Source organism: Paenalcaligenes niemegkensis, assembly GCF_022230885.1.
Lineage (GTDB): Bacteria > Pseudomonadota > Gammaproteobacteria > Burkholderiales > Burkholderiaceae_B > Paenalcaligenes > Paenalcaligenes niemegkensis.
Genome location: NZ_JAKGCT010000001.1, coordinates 109,676 through 130,070, shown reverse-complemented (window position 1 = coordinate 130,070; position 20,395 = coordinate 109,676). Strand labels below are relative to the sequence as shown.

The 20,395-nt window shown below is 50.8% G+C and carries 16 protein-coding genes, 1 tRNA gene, 2 pseudogenes and 1 other annotated feature; of the genes and pseudogenes, 12 read left to right on the top strand and 7 right to left on the bottom strand.

Going from position 1 to position 20,395, the window contains the following annotated elements; genetic code table 11:
• Nucleotides 1–2: 2 nt before the first annotated feature.
• From nrdR to L1889_RS00595, 9 genes are all read left to right on the top strand, one after another.
• Nucleotides 3–473, top strand: a complete 471-nt coding sequence (nrdR, locus tag L1889_RS00630) for a transcriptional regulator NrdR (protein ID WP_238663432.1) — start codon at nucleotides 3–5, stop codon at nucleotides 471–473.
• The gene (gene ribD / locus L1889_RS00625; RefSeq protein ID WP_238663431.1) at nucleotides 474–1,637 is read left to right on the top strand and encodes a bifunctional diaminohydroxyphosphoribosylaminopyrimidine deaminase/5-amino-6-(5-phosphoribosylamino)uracil reductase RibD; all 1,164 of its coding nucleotides are present in this window, start codon (nucleotides 474–476) and stop codon (nucleotides 1,635–1,637) included. It abuts the gene before it with no gap.
• 36 nt (nucleotides 1,638–1,673) lie between these two features.
• Nucleotides 1,674–2,300: a riboflavin synthase gene (locus L1889_RS00620; RefSeq protein WP_238663430.1), complete on the top strand. Its 627-nt coding sequence runs from the start codon at nucleotides 1,674–1,676 to the stop codon at nucleotides 2,298–2,300.
• A gap of 93 nt (nucleotides 2,301–2,393) precedes the next feature.
• Nucleotides 2,394–2,484, top strand: a tRNA-Ser gene (locus L1889_RS00615).
• Nucleotides 2,485–2,607: 123 nt separating this feature from the next.
• Nucleotides 2,608–3,837, top strand: coding sequence for a tyrosine-type recombinase/integrase (locus tag L1889_RS00610; protein WP_238663429.1), 1,230 nt, complete (start codon nucleotides 2,608–2,610; stop codon nucleotides 3,835–3,837).
• A gap of 309 nt (nucleotides 3,838–4,146) precedes the next feature.
• The gene (locus L1889_RS18975; protein ID WP_372870937.1) at nucleotides 4,147–4,350 is read left to right on the top strand and encodes a helix-turn-helix domain-containing protein; all 204 of its coding nucleotides are present in this window, start codon (nucleotides 4,147–4,149) and stop codon (nucleotides 4,348–4,350) included.
• Nucleotides 4,347–5,279 (top strand): hypothetical protein, encoded by a 933-nt coding sequence (locus tag L1889_RS00605; RefSeq protein ID WP_238663428.1) that lies wholly within the window; start codon nucleotides 4,347–4,349, stop codon nucleotides 5,277–5,279. Before L1889_RS18975 ends, L1889_RS00605 begins: the two co-directional genes overlap by 4 nt.
• Nucleotides 5,272–7,563, top strand: a complete 2,292-nt coding sequence (locus L1889_RS00600; protein ID WP_238663427.1) for a phage/plasmid primase, P4 family — start codon at nucleotides 5,272–5,274, stop codon at nucleotides 7,561–7,563. Before L1889_RS00605 ends, L1889_RS00600 begins: the two co-directional genes overlap by 8 nt.
• 919 nt (nucleotides 7,564–8,482) lie before the next feature.
• Nucleotides 8,483–9,304 (top strand): hypothetical protein, encoded by an 822-nt coding sequence (locus L1889_RS00595; protein WP_238663426.1) that lies wholly within the window; start codon nucleotides 8,483–8,485, stop codon nucleotides 9,302–9,304.
• Nucleotides 9,305–10,351: 1,047 nt separating this feature from the next.
• Here L1889_RS00595 and L1889_RS00590 read toward each other — a convergent pair.
• Nucleotides 10,352–10,720: a hypothetical protein gene (locus L1889_RS00590; RefSeq protein WP_238663425.1), complete on the bottom strand. Its 369-nt coding sequence runs from the start codon at nucleotides 10,718–10,720 to the stop codon at nucleotides 10,352–10,354.
• Nucleotides 10,721–11,108: 388 nt separating this feature from the next.
• On the opposite strand from L1889_RS00590, the gene L1889_RS00585 reads away from it, so the two are divergent.
• Nucleotides 11,109–11,630, top strand: coding sequence for a hypothetical protein (locus tag L1889_RS00585; protein ID WP_238663424.1), 522 nt, complete (start codon nucleotides 11,109–11,111; stop codon nucleotides 11,628–11,630).
• Between the two features lie 12 nt (nucleotides 11,631–11,642).
• Entirely contained in the window at nucleotides 11,643–12,194 is a 552-nt protein-coding gene (locus L1889_RS00580) for a hypothetical protein (RefSeq protein ID WP_238663423.1), read from the top strand.
• A gap of 266 nt (nucleotides 12,195–12,460) precedes the next feature.
• Here the strand turns inward: L1889_RS00580 and L1889_RS00575 are convergent.
• From L1889_RS00575 to L1889_RS00560, 4 genes and pseudogenes are all read right to left on the bottom strand, one after another.
• Nucleotides 12,461–13,905, bottom strand: a pseudogene (locus tag L1889_RS00575) (IS1182 family transposase).
• A gap of 172 nt (nucleotides 13,906–14,077) precedes the next feature.
• The gene (locus tag L1889_RS00570; protein WP_238663422.1) at nucleotides 14,078–14,932 is read right to left on the bottom strand and encodes a universal stress protein; all 855 of its coding nucleotides are present in this window, start codon (nucleotides 14,930–14,932) and stop codon (nucleotides 14,078–14,080) included.
• Between the two features lie 18 nt (nucleotides 14,933–14,950).
• The gene (locus tag L1889_RS00565) at nucleotides 14,951–16,426 is read right to left on the bottom strand and encodes a SulP family inorganic anion transporter (RefSeq protein WP_238663421.1); all 1,476 of its coding nucleotides are present in this window, start codon (nucleotides 16,424–16,426) and stop codon (nucleotides 14,951–14,953) included.
• A gap of 95 nt (nucleotides 16,427–16,521) precedes the next feature.
• Nucleotides 16,522–16,574: a sequence feature (sul1 is cis-regulatory element that is thought to sense ions involved in sulfur or methionine metabolism; They are found in Alphaproteobacteria), on the bottom strand.
• Nucleotides 16,575–17,144: 570 nt separating this feature from the next.
• A complete protein-coding gene (locus tag L1889_RS00560; RefSeq protein WP_238663420.1) occupies nucleotides 17,145–17,930 on the bottom strand; it encodes an AraC family transcriptional regulator in 786 nt (261 codons plus the stop codon).
• 105 nt (nucleotides 17,931–18,035) lie between these two features.
• On the opposite strand from L1889_RS00560, the pseudogene L1889_RS00555 reads away from it, so the two are divergent.
• A pseudogene (locus L1889_RS00555) lies at nucleotides 18,036–18,844 on the top strand (sulfite exporter TauE/SafE family protein).
• Nucleotides 18,845–19,363: 519 nt separating this feature from the next.
• Here L1889_RS00555 and L1889_RS00550 read toward each other — a convergent pair.
• Together L1889_RS00550 and L1889_RS00545 are read right to left on the bottom strand one after the other, a co-directional pair.
• A complete protein-coding gene (locus L1889_RS00550) occupies nucleotides 19,364–19,774 on the bottom strand; it encodes a hypothetical protein (protein ID WP_238663419.1) in 411 nt (136 codons plus the stop codon).
• Nucleotides 19,753–20,313 carry a hypothetical protein gene (locus tag L1889_RS00545; protein ID WP_238663418.1) on the bottom strand — a complete coding sequence of 187 codons (561 nt, stop codon included), beginning with the start codon at nucleotides 20,311–20,313 and terminating at the stop codon, nucleotides 19,753–19,755. Before L1889_RS00545 ends, L1889_RS00550 begins: the two co-directional genes overlap by 22 nt.
• Nucleotides 20,314–20,395 lie beyond the last annotated feature (82 nt).

Sequence of the window (20,395 nt, the reverse complement as noted above, 5' to 3'; positions counted from 1 at the left end):
GAATGAAATGTCCGTTCTGTGGTAATGATGACACTCAAGTCATCGACTCTAGAGTCTCCGAAGAAGGCGATGCCATTCGGCGTCGCAGGCGTTGTTTAGCCTGTGATCGACGCTTTACTACTTATGAACGGGCCGATCTCCTCATGCCTGCTGTCGTCAAGCGCGACGGCAGTCGCATGGAGTTCGATGTCAGTCGCTTAAGGGCCAGCCTGGATCTGGCCTTGCGTAAGCGCTCGGTGCCCAGTGCAGAGGTAGATGCTGCGGTAACCCACATTACCGAACGGTTGCTTGTGAGCGGTGATCGAGAAATCTCCACCGAACACATAGGCGAACTGGTCATGGATGAACTTAAAAAGCTTGATCAGGTGGCTTACGTACGCTTTGCTTCTGTTTATAAAAGCTTCAACGACATACGTGAGTTCGTCCAGGCGATCGACGAGATGCAAGATTCGTCAGATCTCCCCAAGAAATAAATGTCGGACATGATGATGCTTTCAGCGCAGCAAGATCACCACTGGATGCAGGCCGCCTTGCGCATGGCGCATGGGGTGATGTATTTAACATCCCCGAACCCGCGGGTCGGATGCGTGATTGTAGAGAACGGCCAAGTGGTGGGGCAGGGCGCTACCCAGCGGGCCGGCGGGCCTCATGCCGAAATTGTGGCGCTTGAGCAAGCTCATCTTAACGGTGCTGATCTCAGCAAGTGCGATGTATATGTCACGCTTGAGCCCTGCAGTCATTATGGAAAGACCCCGCCATGCGTCAGTGCCTTATTGAAGGCAATGCCAAAACGCATTGTGGTGGCGCTTCTGGACCCAAACCCGCAAGTCTCTGGCCAAGGCGTACGAGCTCTGCGTGCGGCTGGCATAAAGGTTGACGTGGGGGTGTGTGCCGAAGAAGCCTTTGAGCAGAACCCCGGTTTTATATCGCGCATGTTGCGTCAGCAACCGTTTATGTGGCTCAAGCTTGCAGCCTCGGCAGACGGGCGCAGTGCCTTGAACAACGGCCAGTCACAATGGATTACCGGCCCTGTAGCGCGCTCTGATGGTCACCAATGGCGGGCACGCTCGTGTCTGGTGCTTACCGGCATAGGTACGGTCATTGATGACAACCCGCTGTTAAACGTGCGGGGTCTGGAAACCCAGCGTCAGCCGCTGCGTGCTGTTGTCGACTCCACCTTTAAAATCAGCCCAGACGCGGCCATTTTTAACGGGGACCCGGTCTGGATCTTCACCACCGTTGCCAATCCAGAAAAAACGGCTGTTCTGGCGGATCTGAATGCCAGGGTAATCGTTCTGGGGGCCACCGACGAGGGGCAGGTTCATCTGCACGAATTAACGCAGTACCTGGGTTCTCATGAGATTAACGAAGTTCATGTCGAAGCGGGTGCCACATTAAGTGGTGCATTGCTTGCGCATCGAAATGTAGATCAGTTATTAATGTATCTGGCGCCCACCCTGATCGGGCCAGGGCTGCCCATGGCAGAGCTGCCCGAGCTGCAAAGCCTGATCGAAGCGCAGCGCTTTGAGTTTATTGATGCAGCGCGGGTCGGCGCCGATGTGCGTTTGCTCTTGCGCGAGCCCCAACGCTGGGCCAGGCTGCAGCAGGTTGTAAGCACGTCGTTGCAGCCGCTCTAAATGATCGCCACATTCGTATTTTTAGGTTAATAAATTATGTTTACAGGTATTGTTAGTGCCGTAGGGCGCATCCGGAAAATTCAGCCACTTGAGGCAGAAAACCCGGATGCCGGGCTGCGTCTGATAATCCATCCTGGCAGCTTGCCGCTGGATAGAGCCAAGTTGGGCGACTCCATCGCCATACAAGGGGCCTGCATGACGGTCGTCGAGTTGCAGGATGACGCCTTTAGTGTGGATATCTCTCGCGAAAGCCTGAATCGAACAGCTGGGCTAGATGAGCCGGCTGACGTTAACTTAGAGCATGCCTTGCGTTTGGGCGATAGCCTGGACGGGCACATGGTGCTTGGTCATGTCGATGGCGTGGCCACGGTAAGCCGTTTTGAGCCTGTAGGCGAATCGTGGTTGTTAGCCATTCAAATTGATCGAAGCTTTGCCAAGTATTTTGCCTACAAAGGCTCTGTGACTGTCAACGGTGTCAGCCTGACGGTGAACGAAGTGGTCGATCATGCCGATAGCTGCGAGTTCAGTATCAACCTGATCCCACATACCGTTGAAGTCACTACCTTGAAGCACCTTAAGGCGGGAACCCGTGTCAATATCGAGGTAGACGCCATCGCCCGTTACGTAGAGCGTATGTTAAGCGTGGGCCAGGCAGCTGGTTAAACGAATAAAAGCAAAGAGCTATCAGGCTTATTTGCCTTTTGTTTCGATTTACTGTTATGATTGCGGACTTGGCAATTTAATTTGCCAGAAATAGGACAGGTGGCCGAGCGGTTGAAGGCGCACGCCTGGAAAGCGTGTATACGTTTATAGCGTATCGAGGGTTCGAATCCCTCTCTGTCCGCCATTAGCTGTTGATTAAGTATAGAAAAATAATAAAAAATGCTTATACATCAATGCTTATGGTAATCAGCTTGAATCATTTCCAACCACAACTTATCATCACATATCAATCTCTCGTGGTGGATAAATGGTGGAAAAGAAAAAGTCGCACCTTACAGCAATAGCTATTGACGCCTTAAACAAGCCCGGCTCTTACGCTGACGGCAAAGCTACAGGCCTATACCTCCGCGTAGCGCCAGCAGGAACAAAGTCTTGGACCATACGTGTAATGCTCAACGGAAAACGTGTGGAACGTGGACTGGGAGGCTATCCTGCCTTGTCTATCAGTCGGGCACGTCAACACGCCGAAGAAGAGCGCATCAAACTTAAGGCAGGCATAGACCCTAAAGCAGAACGTGAGGCCGCACGGCTTGCCCACGATATTGCACAAGCACGCGCAAAGACCTTTCGTGAGTGCGGCGAAGCATATATCGATGCCAACGAGATCAACTGGCGGAACGCTAAGCATATTCAGCAATGGCGGAACACACTGGCGCAATATGCATACCCCGTGATTGGCGACTTACAAGTAGATCAAGTGGACTACTCCCATGTGCTTGCAATCCTTGATCCTATTTGGCAGGTTAAGAACGAAACCGCCCGGCGTATGCGCGGAAGGCTTGAGTCCATATTGGACTGGGCAGAAGCACGAGGATATCGCGCCGAAACCGCTAACCCTGCCGCACTAAATGCCAAACTTCGGGCAGCTCTTCCAACGATAAAGAAGCGTCCTGGCGTAGCGGGCCGACGGGGCAATCAACGTGCCTTACCATGGGTTGAAGCTCCTAACTTCATCAAGAAACTACGTGCCATGCCTGGTATCGCAGCGCAAGCCTTAGAATTCACCATCATAACTGCCGCACGATCCGGCGAAGTTCGTGGTGCGACCTGGGGAGAAATTGATCTTGATGCTGCCCTATGGACCGTGCCAAGTACACGCATGAAAGGCGGAAAAGAACACCGAGTACCTTTGCCCAAACAGGCTATAGCACTATTACAAAGCCTAAAACCAGAAAACTTGGTTATGACGAACCTGCTATTTCCTAGCTCTAGGAAAAAAACAATGCTGTCAGATATGGCGCTTACAGCGGTACTTCGGCGAATGAGTGTTGACGCCGTTCCACATGGCTTTCGTTCGACATTCAGAGACTGGGCAGCAGAAGCCACAACGTACCCACGTGACGTTGCTGAAATGGCGTTGGCCCACGCTATAGCCGATCAAACTGAAGCAGCATATCGACGAGGTGATATGTTTAACAGACGCCGTAAAATGATGGATGACTGGGGAACATATCTCAATTCAAATGTGGTACGCTAATAAGCAATACCAGTCTGTAGACATCATGCAATTGCTTGAAACTCAAAAAGAGTCAGTTCTATGTCCCCAATAGGGAGTCTAAACAGAAGGTATTAATCAAAAATAAAAGCGGTGGGGAGCGATACCCCACGTTGAGGGAACTCAATACGCCTCATCATGTGACAATCAACCTTCTCCAATCCTGGAGTGTCAATGATGAAAGCGAGCGGCGAGCGGTCAGTGGCGCACTGAACACTAAGGGCAACTAAAAGCGTTGTCTCAATAATAAAGTTTCAGTCTGAGATAGCGCTCTAACCTATAGAGCTCAGTATGTCGCATAAAAACCAATTACTTCTTGACAATGACGCAACGTTAAGAAAGCCTCAAGCATGTCTATTTCTTAGCATATCCTCCGCAACACTTGATCGCTGGGTTCGCACAGGTATTCTAAAGCGCCGAAAAATTGGCCGTATAAGCCTATACAGGCTAGGCGATTTACGTGCGCTCGTGCGTAATGCGGAAGGTGAGCTATGAACCGCGCCCTTACTACCCGACAAGCGGCGCATCTAGCAGCACTCTGTGCGATCGTTGACACTGCACTGGGCAACACCGTTCAACGTGTAGGCATCTATTCTGATGGGTGTAGAAATGGCTGGCAGCCCTACGTAGACAGCATCCCCAACTCATACTGTTGCGAAATCAGCGACTGCTTCCGCGCAGAGCTGCTTTCAACCAGCGACGTTCTCTGTCTTGAGTGCGAACCTTCTGAAAAGCATTTTGGTTCACGTCAAATAGTTCAGACATTCGTACTCAAAACATTAGATCTGTTGAAGAAAAATGCCAAAACCCATATTGCCACATTAGCGGAATGCATATTTATAAATCATTCTGCTGAAGGTCAGCAGGTGCGCGAGTTGGTTGTCAATATCGAACCGATAGATTTATCAGCGCTTCGTACAGAAGGGCCTATGAGTCAGTCGTTTTGTGGAGATGTACCAACCACACTTGCTAAAGCCAGCCTAGCGACTGCACGGTGGACCATCCTTGCATCTTCGCTTGGACTATACCCAACAGAAGCACGCATGTACCAAAACAGCGGTAAGACGGGTTATGCAGGCTTCGTTGCTGTTACACCAAACAGCAACCATTGTGAATTAGTAGAGTGCTTGCGCCATAGCCTCAACCGCCCATCCTGTGATGAATCCACTGAACTGGAAGAATATTTCGGCTTTCAGAACGACATACGCATTGCAAGACAAGCTCGCTGCAAAACGCAAAAACTTTTGAATGACACTACAGTCCAGTTCGCAATGCAACAAGTGGCACGCGTACTTGCCAGGAATAAAAGCATTACCGGTGACCATCTCCAAGAGCTAATTTCTGATTTACCTTCGATTGATTTGGATAGCTTTCTCTCCGAAATTATGGCTAAAAACACTAAGTTGAGGGCGGATCGTGGGTAAAAGCATAAGAGACACACATGCCTTTGAATTCCTGGAATCACTAGGTGGTGCAGATGACGGCTGGTACTTTAGGACACTACCAGAATGTCCTGGGGCGCACACCCATATTAAAAACTTTACAGGTGGCTTAGATAAAAACTTGACGCTATTGCGTGCAGCCAATGCAGCCGGTGCCGGAATTTTCGTGGTCGTGAACCCAGGTGGCGACAAGGACTTGCAAATCACCGACATCGCAGGTGTATGGCTTGACCTAGATGCTAAGGACTTCAAGGACGAAGATGACTATCGCCAGGCATTACGCATGGCGTCCGAAGGACGCTACTTACCAAGTGAACAAAAGCCTGCTGACTGGCCGGAGCCAAGCCTGCTGGTTAAATCTGGTGGGGGTGCGCATGTCTACTGGGTGCTAGCGGAAAAATCCTGTCCTGTCACTAATTTCAAAACTGCACAACAAGCACTTGCTCGTAAGTTCGGGGGTGATCCGGCCGTCTGCAATCCAGCACGCCTTATGCGTGTGCCGGGATTCATGCACTGGAAAACAGGGGAACCTAAATCTGTCGTGCTGCAGAACTGCAAGCTAGACTTGGTATACGACCTTGACGACCTGCTATCTCGTCTTGATGTGTCTATTGACGCTACCCCCGCGCCAGCCTCAACAATAGGCGCACCCATTGCAAATGGTAGACCAGACACACCGATAAACGTAGCGGCCCTACGTACAGCGCTGCTACGCATCTCTGCCGACTGTTCGCGTATTGAATGGCTCAAAATCTTATGTTCTATAAAGGCCCACGGCTTTTCTGAAAGCGAACAGATTGCGCGTAAGTGGAGTACCAGCGCCCCCGACAGGTACAACGAAGAGGATTTCACAAAGAATTGGAATAGCCTGAGCATTGAAGGAGGTGTAACGCCAAGCACCGTGTACTGGCTCGCTGGGCCTGAACCAGAGGCATGTCCTGACCCACGCACTGATGATGGTATGGCATGCAGGTTTACAGAATGGTTAGGCGGTAGGGCCATGTATGCGCGAGGGGAGTGGCATTGCTGGACTGGCGCATATTGGAAGCCGGATACCGCTACAGTCCAGCATTTGTTGAAATCATACGCAAAAGAGTACGCCCGGCAGTCGCTAGAGGACTTTATGCGTAACCCCGAAGACGGTAAATCTAAAGCAAATAAACAAGCATCGCACCGCCTACTCGATGTTCCCAAACAAGCGAATGTGTTGACGTCCTTGTGTGTGATGCTCAGAACTCCCGACGAAAGCCTGGATGCTAACCCGATGCTACTTTGTGTACCGAATGGGCAGGTCGATTTAAGGACAGGTAAGTTGCTAGCCCCTGACCCTAAGCAATGGCATACTCGCTGCGCAGGGATACCCTTTAATCCAAGTGCGCAGTGCCCACAATGGCTTCATTTCCTTGACCAGACATTTCAAAATGATAAAACCGTCATAGCTTACGTACAGCGCTGGTTTGGATACATGATGTCAGGCAGCGTGCAAGAAGAAAAGCTGCTGTTTGGATTTGGTACTGGACGCAACGGTAAATCAGTATTGGCTAACATACTCGCCCATATTCTTGGAACATACTGTGGGCAGGCCGACTCATCTTTATTGACCAGCGGACGCCGTGACGGCGCGGCAGCCTCACCGGAGATAGCAAGGTTAGCGGGTTTACGTCTTGCGCTGCTTAACGAGACACAAGCAGGCGGAAAGTGGGATGACCATCGTATCAAATCCCTAGTTTCTACCGAAAAAGTTGTAGCTCGTAAACTATATGGAGAACCATTCGCCTTCAGGCCGACGGCTAAGTTGTTCGTGCGCGGAAACAACCGGCCCCAAATTGCAGATACAAGTGAAGGAATGTGGCGACGTCTGGATTTGCTGGATTTCCCGAACCGCTTATCTGTGCAACAGGCAGATATGGGTCTAGAAGCCCGGCTCAAGGCCGAGGGGAGTGGTATCTTGGCTTGGTCCATACGTGGGTGCTTAGACTGGCAGGAACAAGGCCTTGCAACCCCTAGCAGTGTTGACGCTGCAGTAGAGTCGTACAGGGGAGTTGAAGACGTTATACGCGAATGGATCGAGGATAGGCTCGACTATGGAGGATTCACGTCAAGGCGCGGTCTGATCGAGGACTATGCACAAAACAGCGGGACGGCACGCCCTCCTTCCGACAGAACCTTTTATCAGCGTCTACGCGATCATGGCTTTGTTGAAACAAAAAATTCCGGCGTGCGAGGTTTCAAAGTTTCACTCAAGCCCGACGACGTGACATTTTAACTTATCTGCCTTTCCATCCCTAGGGCAGGAAAGGCAGAATAAGGCCATTTTCGTATTCTTTTTATATTTTGATTTTTATATAGAAAGTTCTTAATAGTGTACTTCCTGCCCTAAAGGCTGGAAACCCTTATAAACAAAGGGTTCTCCACACTATAAGGTAGTGCCCTTGAACTGCCCGACCTGCCCTAAACCTCCCTCCACATAGACCATTTATAAAATGCCCCAAACATTGCTCAAATCACAAAGCTCGCCGCATACAACCGAGACAAACAACTATGTCGAGGATGTATGCCTACAGAGGGCCGCCCACACCCAGGGTGGGTCTATGCTCAAGAAAGAGCCTGCTATCTACTATGGCTGGGCCGTTGCTAGGCTAGAGCTGTGGTGGACCCCTGAGCGGGTAGAGCGATCTAAGAATATGCGCAAGTGGCAGCGACTCTGGTCTATGTTGCCCCCGCTTCGACAACACGAACTCGAAGTATTTGTTTATAAACTACGCGGGCTTGGAGTTACTGAAGAACGAATAGGTGATGTGCTACATGCAGCCGTTAAGTCGGAGGCGCAATATACTTCGGACAATGAACTAGTGAATATCTTACGCAGGCGACAAAGACGGAAAAAATAAATGTGTATGTTTTTTCCTACCCCTAGCCCCCCATGGGGGTAGAGGGGTAAACATTATTAAGCTACTTTGTATTAACTTAACCCCGATCTGGCACGTACTGTCAGATGTGTCGGCGTTCAACGTCAACCGCCGCTTTCGGCCAGAAGCCGTCACACGCTATACAAACCTAACCAGCTAACTAGGTGAGTAAGACACGAACCGGCGCTCTTCCAGCAATTGCCCAGTGGGCCGGCCTCCAGAACTTTCGGATTCGAACTCCAGAAGCCCAACCTATTGAGCACTTATGAGTGAGACATGAACGATAACAACAATCCAGACATAGTCCTGGAAGAAACAAAAGATGGTTTCGAGTGGATTGATCTAGAAGGGAAGCGCCGAAAATTTAGCCCCGCCATTCGGACAATGCGCCTCAAACTGATTGATCTGCAGTTATCTTCGGCCGCTAGTTACTTTGATGAGAAAGAAGATCCGTTTGAACGAACGCTGGTAACTACTCTGCGCGGCAACGCTAGTATTGACGACACGGCCATTGAAATAGTCGGTGATCCAGATTCACGCAGCAATGCTATCTCTGTTTCTTTTGTCGTAACAAACGAGGAACGAAGGGAGTGGGCAATGAGAGACTCCCAAGAAGGAATAATTCGTCAGACGGTCCTTGGATACAACAAATACGACTGGGAAATAGGCCTCGATAGCGAGTGGTTCTTACAAATATCACTCAGCGTTGAACAAATGAACGATCTCGTCTCGTCTGTGCGCGATTGCTCCGTTTCAACGGTAACGGTCGGCGTCGAGTCACCTAAACTGTATGTAGAAGAATGGTACGCACCTCCTGCCGCCCGAATCAACTGGTTTATCAGGCCCGAGCAAGGGCTAGTCCATGGGCAGGTCGTTTCGCTCGACATCAGACGCACTCCGATCAAACTAGCGCCGGCAGAAGAAATAACGACGTATTGCGATGACGAAGGCGGCAAGCCTACTCACAGCCTGTCTCTCACCTCGCCTGATATATCTGTTTCGATCGACAGGCTCTCAGAAAAAGTGGGCAAACTCACGAAATACGTCGGCTGGCTCGCTATCTTCGTACTGGGTATAGCTGTCTCGCTTCTCAGATAGATTGTCGTAATTAGCGCACTTAAAACCACCAAACACGACTCTGACATTAATATGAGCAGTTTTGCGTACATCTATCTGAGGTCGAGGTGCAGTCGCCGGTAAATGTCATCGGCGGCTGTGCTGCGGCCGAAAACTGCACAGTGGCGAAATGCTCGGTTCAAAGGCCTGGGCATAGTAGTTAAACCTGTGACTGCGCCTCGCCAATAGCTATGCAATAGCACGGCACAACGTCCATTCAAGTATATTGGACAACAAATTTCGACACGTGGCATCGGAGGCACCGTGGCAGCTCCAAGTCCTTCCAGTGGGGTGACGCTCTCCAATGGCTCAAAGCGGTAATCAACAGCAAATGGGGAGGATGGGTCATTCTTACTTACAGGCCCGTGGTCGGACTTGCCGGCATCGAATAGGCAGTGTCCGCTTAGGGTCTTGGATTCAACTGGTCGATAGAGCTACCAGTCACCCTCAGATAAGGTCCCAGCCTCTACACGTAACGAATTTCGCCGGTTGGTAAGCCTTTTATTCTCATTTACGCCGCTAAGGATTGTTGGGCAATAGCTATCCGATTGGCTATACCTAATATGCATACGACCATCCTAAATATCTGAGCACAGTATATGAGAGGCTGCTAGCCATTGACCTATCCAAACTTAACAAGAGAGCACACACTTTTTTAGGGTTGCGCCAAAGCTAGGTGCCTCATGCGTTGGGATCTTCTAGTCACATTCTTACAGCGTCAAACTAGCAGTACTCGGTGGCTTCATCAGCCACCATGGGCAGCGATGGGTCGAGTTCGATCATCTGTCGTTGGCTACAATCGGCCGAGGCTAAGCGTGTAATCGATAAGCTGATGAGTGTCGAGGCATTTTCGATTTCGGTCAGGACTGGAGCAACTTTTCCGTAGCTCCTTATGAACCATCCGAATCCGCGCCTTCCAGAAATTACAATACCATTTTCTGCTATGACCCCAAATCCACCCCGTCCTCGAATCGTATGAGTTTTGATGGGACGAATAAGGCATGCGGTCTTTCCGACGGAAGGATGGAGTCAAAGTCCATGCTGATAGCTTGGTTTTCCTATGTCAATAACGTGTCGGCACAGGCACCCGACGCCAATTATTGCCTGGACCAGTTGAGAGCCCGCCACCTGGGCCGGTTGAGAGCCCACCACCTGGACCGGTTGAAAGTCCACCACCAGGACCGGTTGAGAGCCCACCACCTGGGCCTGTTGAAAGTCCACCACCAGGTCCGGTTGATAGCCCGCCACCTGGGCCTGTTGAAAGTCCACCACCAGGTCCGGTTGATAGCCCGCCACCAGGACCGGTTGAAAGCCCACCACCAGGACCGGTTGATAGCCCGCCACCTGGGCCTGTTGAGCAGGGGCCGCCTGGTCCTGTGTAGCCCACACAGCCTGCAAACGCGCTCGATGAAAAAAGCAGACAAGCTATTAGAACTGCCCTGATTCCGTGGTTCATGGTTGATCCTAAAATAGACACCTCCGCCAAGACATTACTAATTCTAATTCAGGAAGGTGCCGATTAATCTATTGTGGCGTGAAGCGTCACTTCACGTTTGGTAACATTGACAAGCATAACACTCTCGAACACGAGAAAATTGAATGCCGAGCGTTCTGATGCTTCAATTATTTCAAGTGCGGTTTATTTCTGCGTTTTTACACAGCTTCGACCAGAAGTGGAAACAAGGTGGATTCGCTCAAAGCAGCCGCTCGTACCAAAGATTGACAGAGTGTCAAACGGTTAACCGATATTAAGCCTGCATTTTGCAATAGAGGGTTGGACATTACGATGGTCACTTGTTCGAAAGAAGAGGCAGCTATACGACAACTGGATGAAGCAATCACTATGCTTTTTGCGAATCGTGACCCGCTTGCCATTCGCACACTTGCTGGTGCGGCTAGTAGAGTCCTGGCGGATCTTGTCGAGAAAATTCATCCAAAGTGCTCTTGGCGAGAAATGATAGTAAAGGACTCAGGGCTCACGAAAAAGGGTGCATATGCTGTACTCGATCGTGTACAGAACTACTTGAAGCATGCGGACGAGGACCCAGGTGCTTACCTTTCCTTTGACGAAGAAGAGAACGAACATATAATTTTCATCGCGACTCTTGAGTGCGGTGAGCTAGAGCAACGACTTTCATTAAGCATGGAAGTCTTCCAGCTTTGGTATGTGGCTTCCTATCCTGAACGGTTCGGTATCGACACAAAATTGGTCAAAACATCTCGCTCTCTTTTCCCTAGCTTGAACACTTTTGATCGTAGGAGTCGACTTTTAAAGGCAGTAGAAAAAGTAGATCAACTACGCCCCTAGTATTGTCGATTAATGTTTTTAGCACCTACAAGTTGGTATGACTATGCATACGTTTTTTTACACGCCGTTATCGCACTTTCTTTGCTGTCTTTCACTATTGATGCAAACGCATTCGATGTTGACGGTTACCATTCAGGAATGACTCGCGAACAGTTGATTGCTGAAGCAGCGAAAGCGGGCTTTGATGCAAAAGAAGCGGCCAATGGAGACTGGTGGGTTGTTGGCAGGCTTGCAGACCCTCAAATTCACGGAACATTTTCGTTCTGCGAAGGAACCTTGGATTCATATATTCGGATGATTGACTTTGACCTCGAATACATACCCCTACTCAATTCTCTCATTGGACTACATGGTCAACCGCACAAAGTACAGACCAATCAACGCGCATGGAGCGGCTCTGGCGGAGGAACCGTCCAAGGTGTTGAGATGATTTGGCATGCTGGTAACGATCGAATTACATTGTCGTTTTACCCGGAAGGTAGGGATGGAGAAGGACAGTTAAGACACCTACGCAATGCTTCAATTTACTATTATGCTAAAACCCGCTGCACGAAAGAATTCTAGCCAGAGCCTTGCCGAATCGATCACTCCATCGCCCTGTACCACTCTGCCTCATGCTCCTCGAAAGTCCGCTTTTCGATTTTTCGACTGGCCGCTTTGGGTCGAGGCTGTGTGAAAACACATTTTGAGTTGCCCAGCCCGACGATTGGAGTAGGATTGGGTCATAATATTCCCGCAATCCAGTTTATATATTGTCGTAGGCCAGGCTGATGCTTCTGACGGCTAATATGAGCGGCGCATAACGCTCTAAAAAAGGCGAATAAGGGGCCTCATGCCCCCACCAGTCGTATCGCCTTGATAGTCTCGGCAACCCCAAGAATATTTACTACCCGTCGCAGGTTGTAGGCCAGCACATGTAGGCTCATTTCTGTACCCACATGGGGGAGCGACTTCATTAGAAAGTGCGTTGACCCCATCCAGAATTTTAGCGTTCCGAAGACATGCTCCACGGTACAGCGCCGCTCTTTCATCTTGCCTGGCGTGCTATCCAAGCGACGTTGCATGGCATCCAAAACGTCTTCATGTTCCCAGCGCCTGACTCGACGTTCCTTACCGGTGGTGCATTGCATTTTCTGGGGGCAGGTTTTGCAGGCTGATGTCCAGTAAACATCGATTTTCATGCCTTCTTCGCGTGTTGAGTGCCGATAAGTGAGTCGTTGCCCAGCCGGACATTGGTATTCATTGTCTTGGGCAAGGTAGATGAAATCCAGTTTACTGTATCGCCCCTCAGCTTTGCTGTTGGACGTCATGGGTTTGGGAACATACGTCTCAATACCCGCCTGCTCGCAAGCCAGTATTTCTGGGCCTTTGAAGTATCCACGATCTGCAACTACCCCCAAGGTATTTTCCTGCATCGCCTCTTGTGCTTTAAACGCAATATTCGAGAGCTGTGTTCGGTCATGGCCGACATTGGTGACCTCATGCGCAGCAATTAGATGATGTTTGGTATCGACCGCTGCTTGCACGTTATAGCCGACCATGCCAGTACCCCTGCCGCTGGTCGCCATTGATCGCGCGTCGGGGTCGGTCAGGGATAATTGTTTATCTGGTTGCTGGTTCAAGCGTTCTTCAATCATCCGTAATTGCTGCATCTGTTGCCTAAGCTTGGTTAGTTTCTCTTGCAGCCGTTGCGTAGTAGCCTCGACCTCAATTGGCTGAGTTCGGTCAGCCGTTTCCAACGCACCCAGATAGCGTTCGATGCTCTCATCGATTTGTTTTATTCGGTGATCGAGTTTGTGGGGGTGAAGTTTTTATCCCGGTTATTAACGGCCTTGAATTTACTACCGTCAATGGCAACGATGGCTTGTGAGAACAGTTTGAGTTGGCGGCACATCACAATAAATTGTCGACACGCATTCCGAATGCCAACACCGTTATCACGACGAAAATCGGCAATGGTCTTAAAGTCAGGAGCCAGCCGCCCAATGAGCCACATCAGTTCAATATTACGCTGTGCTTCCCGCTCCAGACGTCGACTGGATTGGACGCGATTAAGGTAGCCATAAAGATAGAGCTTCAGAAGAACGGACGGGTGATATGAAGGGCGCCCGGTCAATGCGGGTTGCATACCCTTGAAGCCGAGCGCATGCAAATCCAGTTCGTCGACAAAGACCTCAATGACGCGAACCGGGTTGTCCTCGGTGACATAATCATCAAGGCATTCAGGGAGCAAGGCGATCTGACTTCGCTCCTCGCCTTCGATAAATCGCTTCATCGGCCACCTCGCTTAAACGGGATGGCTTATTTTAATTGGGATCAGGCGACCAGTGAAGCGTTTTCACACAGCCTCGGCCAATAGCGGACATTGCATTGAAGTCATATGAGCCGAAGAGCGACAACGCTGCGGACGTTAAAGTGCATTCACTGGACACCTGCACTTGCGCCACTTAGCGTATGAGAAGTATTGGTTTGGCAACCATCCGAATCAGTGACGTCGTTGTGCTACCTACAATAAGATTGCGTAGTGGTGAGTGTCCATATGCCCCCATCATCAACATCGTGTCGTCGGTGGAGTCCATGAGCTCGGCGATGACCGGCTCTGGGGAACCATGAAGAATACTCGTGGTTAACGAATGTCCAGACTCGCTAATATGCTGGTGCGCGTTCGCAAGCATGATGCGATGCTGTTCATTATCCTCGCCCACAAAAACCACATGAAGCTCCAGATTTTCAAATAATGGTGATGAAGCCATGAGTTCGAGCGCTCTTTTGGCTGACGTGCCGCCGTCGTAGGCCAGGATCACTTTTTTGATATCGCCGATATCGCTTGGCGCAATAAGAATTGGCTTCTTGCTTGCACGTATCACCCTTTCTATTTTTGAACCCAAATGTGCAATAGCAAACTCCGCCGACGCACCCCGGTTGCCCATGACAAGCAGATCGCACTCTTCTTCACGTTCAAGGATTGTCTCAACAACACCGCCGTGGCGATGCGCTAGCGTCAGATCATGGATGCCTGTAGCACGTAACCGCTCTGCAGCAGTATCCAAAAGCACACGACCAGCCTCGATAGCCAGTTTCCCTTGGGCTTCTTCTATGCGGGTCAGGTCTTCCAAAAGGTCGCTTTTAACGCCCAGCCCGATAGCTCCAGTTCGATCGTGTCGCTCTTGTACGGCGCTTTTCCGTTGGACGACATGCAGCACTTCGACTGACGAGGGAAGACGGTGTGCAGCCCACGCTGTCAGGTCACATACGCTATTTGCGTACGGCGATGTGTCGATGCAAGCAAGTATTTTTGTCATTTTCTTTCTCTCCAAAAATCAGTGTTTCGACGCGTTTGTAGGGGCTTGATCGTGTGTCGCAAAGCGTCCAACCATAGCGGCGCTTTCTTTGTTAAGTCCCACTATTTCTACGGCAGCACCTTCGCGTCTTAACTTGATGACTGCATCATCCAAAACGCCAACAGCAGAAATATCCCAAAAATGAGCGTCCGAAACGTCGATCACGACCTTATCGACAACTTCTTTGAAGTCGATCGCCTCAACAAAGCGTTCAGCCGATGCAAAAAACACTTGACCGGAATAAAAGTAAGTTCGCGTCTTACCATCTGTTGATAGTTCGGACTGCACCGTAAAGAGCCGCTTAACCTTACCTGCAAAGAATAGTCCACTCAGGATTACTCCTGCCAAAACACCTTTTGCCAGGTCATGAGTCCACACCACGACAATGACCGTCACCAGCATGACCACCGATGACTGCCAGGGGTGAGAACGCAGGTTCTTAATGGAACCCCAGCTGAAGGTTCCGATGGAAACCATGATCATTACAGCCACTAGTGCTGGCATCGGAATACGAGCCACAAGCGGCCCCAGCACAACGATCAGAAAGAGCAGGAAAACGCCCGACACAAAGGTAGAAAGGCGTGTGAGCCCGCCGGACTTGACGTTAATGACCGACTGACCAATCATGGCGCAACCACCCATACCCCCAAGAAAGCCAGTCACAAAGTTGGCGATGCCCTGGCCTTTACATTCCCTGCGCTTATCGCTGGGCGAGTCGGTCAGATCATCGACAATCTGTGCCGTCATCATGGATTCGAGTAACCCAACTGCGGCCATGGTCAGTGAAAAGGGGAAAATAATCCGCAGCGTCTCGAAGGTAAACGGCACGTTCGGAATGAAAAACGACGGGATCGTAGACGGTAATTCGCCCATGTCACCCACTGTACGTACGTCGAGATTGCCGTAAATCGCAAGGATAGTGAGTACAACGATGGCGATAAGCGGTGAAGGTATTGCTGTGGTAAGCCGGGGCAACAGGTAGATAATTGCAAGCCCCCCAACCACCATGGCATAGGTGATCCACGTCACATTCGTGAGTTGAGGCAGTTGTGCCATGAAGATTAAGATGGCAAGTGCGTTTACGAAGCCGGTGACGACGGACCGAGATACGTACTGCATAAGAAGATCAAGTCTCAAGAAGCCGGCTAGGACTTGCAGCAGTCCCATGAGAATCGTTGCAGCAAAAAGGTAGTCAACGCCATAATCTCGCACCAGCGGTACGATCAAAACAGCAATAGCCGCAGTCGCCGCAGAAATCATGCCGGGGCGTCCACCGACAAATGAAATGATGACTGCAATTGAAAACGAGGCGTAGAGTCCCACACGGGGATCTATTCCTGCGATGATGGAAAAGCCGATGGCTTCGGGGATGAGTGCAAGTGCAACAAGGATACCCGCAAGGATATCCGCGCGCGGATTGGAAAACCAATCGCGACGAAGGGTAGATACAAACATTGATGGTTCTGTTAATTAAGATGCAGCAAAACGAAGCATCGCACCGCGAACTGAATGCGTAAAAGGGGTCCCGGAGCGAGTTCTTATTTGCTTGGAATTGTCCGAGGGATAGGCGCCCGGCCGAGCCACCCAGCAAGCTGGGTCCACCTTATTTATTATCGTCGTTAACGATAACCAGTATCTATTGCAGATACCGTAATCTTGGATTGTAGCAGAGTTTTTTGCCGATTAACATTACGCTGGTGGGTTTGTACTGCTCTCTAATTCTCGGAATTGGGGGTTGTACGCGGAAATAGCACTTGTGCGAATGGCGACATAGTCCAGAAGATCAGCGTGATATTGAGTAAAGCGTACGGCTGCTCAGGGACGAGGCTGTGTGAAAACGTTTGCCGATTGGCCTGGCTTTCTTACTCGACCTCTCAGATCGCGTCAGAATCCATTTTCTCGATGCCGACAAGGGTTCACCCCTGAAAATGCTCGCTCGAAGAGTTTTCACACAGCCTCGGTCGACTTCAGCCGATCATGACAGGCGACTCACGGCCAAGGGCGGACGGTCATCAATGGAATAGCGTGGTCGCCCGAACGTCTCATCGATCTCACAACAGACTCCTGTATGTCAGAAAATTCTGTGAGGCTTTTGACTCTTGCCTGGAGCGGTAAACTTATTTAGCGGTCGAGCTGACGCCGTGATCAGCATGGCAGGCGTCATCTTTATGCGTCAAAAACTATGCGGTGATGATGCGGCACGCGCAAAGCTCGACGGCGATTGACCGAGTGCTTTGCGAAACATGCTGGAAAATGCGTTTGGACTGTCATAGCCCAAATCCAAAGCAACTTGCGTGACGGGTGCGCCGGACGATAGCTTGGGCAGGGCTGCCAGCAGGCACGCCTGCTGGCGCCAGGCGCCAAAGGACATTCCGGTTTGTTGGCGGAACAGCCGTGTGAAGGTGCGCAGGCTCTTGTTCAATTCGCTGGCCCATGCTTGCGGAGTCGCGCGGATATGGGGCTCTCGCAGGAATTTTCTGCACATTTTTGCCAGCTGGCAATCACGGGGCATAGGCGCAAAAAGCGGCAAGATGGGCGCGATGTGCAGCTCGTGCAGAATAAGTTGCGCCAAGGCCCCGTCGCGCCCCGATTCGTCATACTGCGCCGGAATGTCGGCGGACGCGACTAGCAAGTGGTGCAGCAGAGGTGAGACGCTCAGTACCTCGCAATCGCCGGTTACACGCGGCACCGCATTGGGCTCGATATATATACTTCGAGTGCTGACGCCATGCATACGTACACGGTGGCGTTTTCCGGCCGGAATCCACACGCAGTTGTACGGAGGCACCACCCACGCGCCGTCGTCGGTATCGACTTCCATCAAACCCGTCATGCCATACAGCAGCTGTGCGCGGCGATGCGTATGGGTATCAAGCAGGGTTCCGGCGGGATAGTCGGTTCCGATGGCAACCATGACGCGCGTGATGTGATCAACGGTGTCCAAAGCGATGTTCAGCATAAATAAGACCGATGGCCGAAATTAGATCATTATTGACCGGTCTTCGAAAGTAAGCCAGTCAGGCGCAAGCTATCGTACGGTCTTTATGACAAGATGGAGTGTCGCATCGTGTATCTGCTTTTGTTGTGTTTTGGTGGCTTGGCCGGCATCACGACCGTGTTGTTCGGCTTCGGTGGCGGCTTCGTCATCGTTCCTTTGCTCTATACCGTGTTGACCGGAGCCCATGGCGCGGACACCGGGGTCGGTCATGCCGCCATGCAGATCGCCGTTGCCACATCAACCTGCGTCATGATCTTCGGTGCGGCAATGGCTACGCTGCGCCATCACCGGGCTGGAACGCTGCAGTGGAACGACGTTCGACCGTTAGCGGGCTACATTGCACTGGGTGCCATTTTCGGTGCGGTGGCTGCGGTTTCGCTAAGCAGTGACTGGGTGCGATGGGCTTTCGTTATCTATCTGGCAATCACGATTCTGGATGCGATATTGCGGCCAGGTTTCATGCACACGGTCGCATCAGAGATGCGCCCCATGCGTCGGTCGGCGACCGCCACAGTGGGTGTGCTTATCGGCAGTATTGCCGCCCTCCTGGGAGTGGGGGTAGCGTGATGACGGTGCCCCTAATGCGTCGACGAGGAGCAAGCATGACTGCCGCGACGGCCATGGCCAACCCGCTGTCGCTGCCCATGGCGGCTGCAGGGACCGCGACGTATGTGCTGCTAGCATGGAACGACGCGCCACTGGGTGCTTGGTACGCCGGTTATGTCGATCTGCGTGCCTTCCTGGTACTCGTGGCCGGTTCATGGATTGGTATTCGCATGGCCTCACCTTTGATTGGCCGCATTCCCGACGCTCTTCATGCGAAGGTTTATCTTTTTCTGTTGACGGCGGTATTGGTGGTCATGGTGGTTGCTTAGGCAGAAGGAAGTCCGTCTTCACCTCTTCTTCCGCTCCGCAATGTGCACTATCACGTAGGCGATGAAGGCGCACGCCACGTCGCGCGAGTCTACATTCGCGTCAGCACAGACGAGCGTGACTTAGGGCGACAAGAAACGACGAACTTCCGCTTTGGGTCGATTACTGCCTGAACGAACTGACAGTGACCGTCAGATAAAATCTGAGCTAGTACACATTAACGAGCCATTTCGCAACCAAAAATATGGACTCTCTTAGCCAAATTTGAATATCAACCTATTCATGCTGCATGTCTATCCTATCTAATGCTTCCTCCGTTCTGTGCTGTAAGCACTCCCGCTCCCATTCCCTGGGTGTTCCCCCATGTTTTTTAGCCATTATGTAGGACTCTCGAACACATGCTGTGCGGACTTGCTCAGCCTCTAGCTTTTGTTCTAGGCGTGCAATGTAAAAACCAATCGCCAGAAGCAGAAAAAATATAACGACTAAAAATAAATCTTTAGTTTCTTTCTTTGTCATGGCTATCTAGTCGTACATCGTATTCCGCCAAAACCATCTTGTTGGCACTCTGTTGTCGTCGAAGAAGGCCATGCTCCCCTGTCAAGCTGCTGTTGTAGCAAGTCATTCTGCCGACGTTGTTGTACTAGCTGCTCCTCTCTGTAACGGCGATTTTCCATTTCTCTAAGTTCCTGAGCGGCGTTATACTGCCCATTGGGCGACCCATATAACTGCTGTTGGCGCAGCTGATCTTGATAGTTTTCATCTTGCGCTTGCTGACGGCCTCGTTGAATCGCCATAAAATCTATCCCCTGCGCAAAGGAATAGGCGGGTAGAGAAATTAAAATTGATATGGCAAACAAAATACGTTTCATATTTTTCTCGATTAAAGTATTTAATAAAAGAAAAGCCATCACCACTGAGTTGAGTGACAATTAAACCCACCGAATCCATTTGGAGTGCAATCTGTCGTAGTCTGCTTTGGAGTACTGTTGCGTAGCATTTCTTCATTACGCCTCATTGCTTCCTCATTCCGACGAGTGGCGTCCTCAAGCATTCGCTCACGTGACCGTTGTGCATCCCGCATATCAGCTTCATGCCGACGCTGATTACTCCGAATGGTTGTCTCTGCGCGTCCATTTATGATTGCGTAACGTCGTGTATTAAATTCGCCCCAAGTAATGCGCTTGCGACGAAGATTCTCTAACTGCTCGACCACAGCGTTTGTACTTCGAATAGACGCTGCTCCGATTGATGGACTCGTTACAAAAACAATATTTGCTGTCCTTGATCCACACTCATCCAGCAAATCGCGGAACTTTGCAATTAATGGCAGTTCGGCTGCAGTTGCATAGCTTTCGTTGAAGCGCAATTTTCCTCCTTCAGCAGTCGGCCTCAGCTCGACTTTATTGCGGATAGGAGCAAACTCCGGCGCGTCCCATTGAGCTTGGCATTCAGCACGGACCTCAGCCATACGTTCGAAAGTGTTATCCCTCCCCCAAACAAAGAAGAGCAGCCTGTTAACGTCATCGTCAAAATCATCAACAGAATCTTAC

Excerpts from the sequence above, each read along its gene's own strand:
- L1889_RS00605 (WP_238663428.1), top strand. The coding sequence starts at position 4,347 with ATGAACCGCGCCCTTACTACCCGACAAGCGGCGCATCTAGCAGCACTC.
- L1889_RS00580 (WP_238663423.1), top strand. The coding sequence starts at position 11,643 with ATGTTTTTAGCACCTACAAGTTGGTATGACTATGCATACGTTTTTTTA.
- ribD (WP_238663431.1), top strand. The coding sequence starts at position 474 with ATGTCGGACATGATGATGCTTTCAGCGCAGCAAGATCACCACTGGATG.
- L1889_RS00610 (WP_238663429.1), top strand. The coding sequence starts at position 2,608 with ATGGTGGAAAAGAAAAAGTCGCACCTTACAGCAATAGCTATTGACGCC.
- L1889_RS00560 (WP_238663420.1), bottom strand. The coding sequence starts at position 17,930 with ATGCTGAACATCGCTTTGGACACCGTTGATCACATCACGCGCGTCATG.
- L1889_RS00565 (WP_238663421.1), bottom strand. The coding sequence starts at position 16,426 with ATGTTTGTATCTACCCTTCGTCGCGATTGGTTTTCCAATCCGCGCGCG.
- L1889_RS00585 (WP_238663424.1), top strand. The coding sequence starts at position 11,109 with ATGGTCACTTGTTCGAAAGAAGAGGCAGCTATACGACAACTGGATGAA.
- nrdR (WP_238663432.1), top strand. The coding sequence starts at position 3 with ATGAAATGTCCGTTCTGTGGTAATGATGACACTCAAGTCATCGACTCT.
- L1889_RS18975 (WP_372870937.1), top strand. The coding sequence starts at position 4,147 with ATGTCGCATAAAAACCAATTACTTCTTGACAATGACGCAACGTTAAGA.
- L1889_RS00570 (WP_238663422.1), bottom strand. The coding sequence starts at position 14,932 with ATGACAAAAATACTTGCTTGCATCGACACATCGCCGTACGCAAATAGC.
- L1889_RS00595 (WP_238663426.1), top strand. The coding sequence starts at position 8,483 with ATGAACGATAACAACAATCCAGACATAGTCCTGGAAGAAACAAAAGAT.
- L1889_RS00620 (WP_238663430.1), top strand. The coding sequence starts at position 1,674 with ATGTTTACAGGTATTGTTAGTGCCGTAGGGCGCATCCGGAAAATTCAG.
- L1889_RS00545 (WP_238663418.1), bottom strand. The coding sequence starts at position 20,313 with ATGGCTGAGGTCCGTGCTGAATGCCAAGCTCAATGGGACGCGCCGGAG.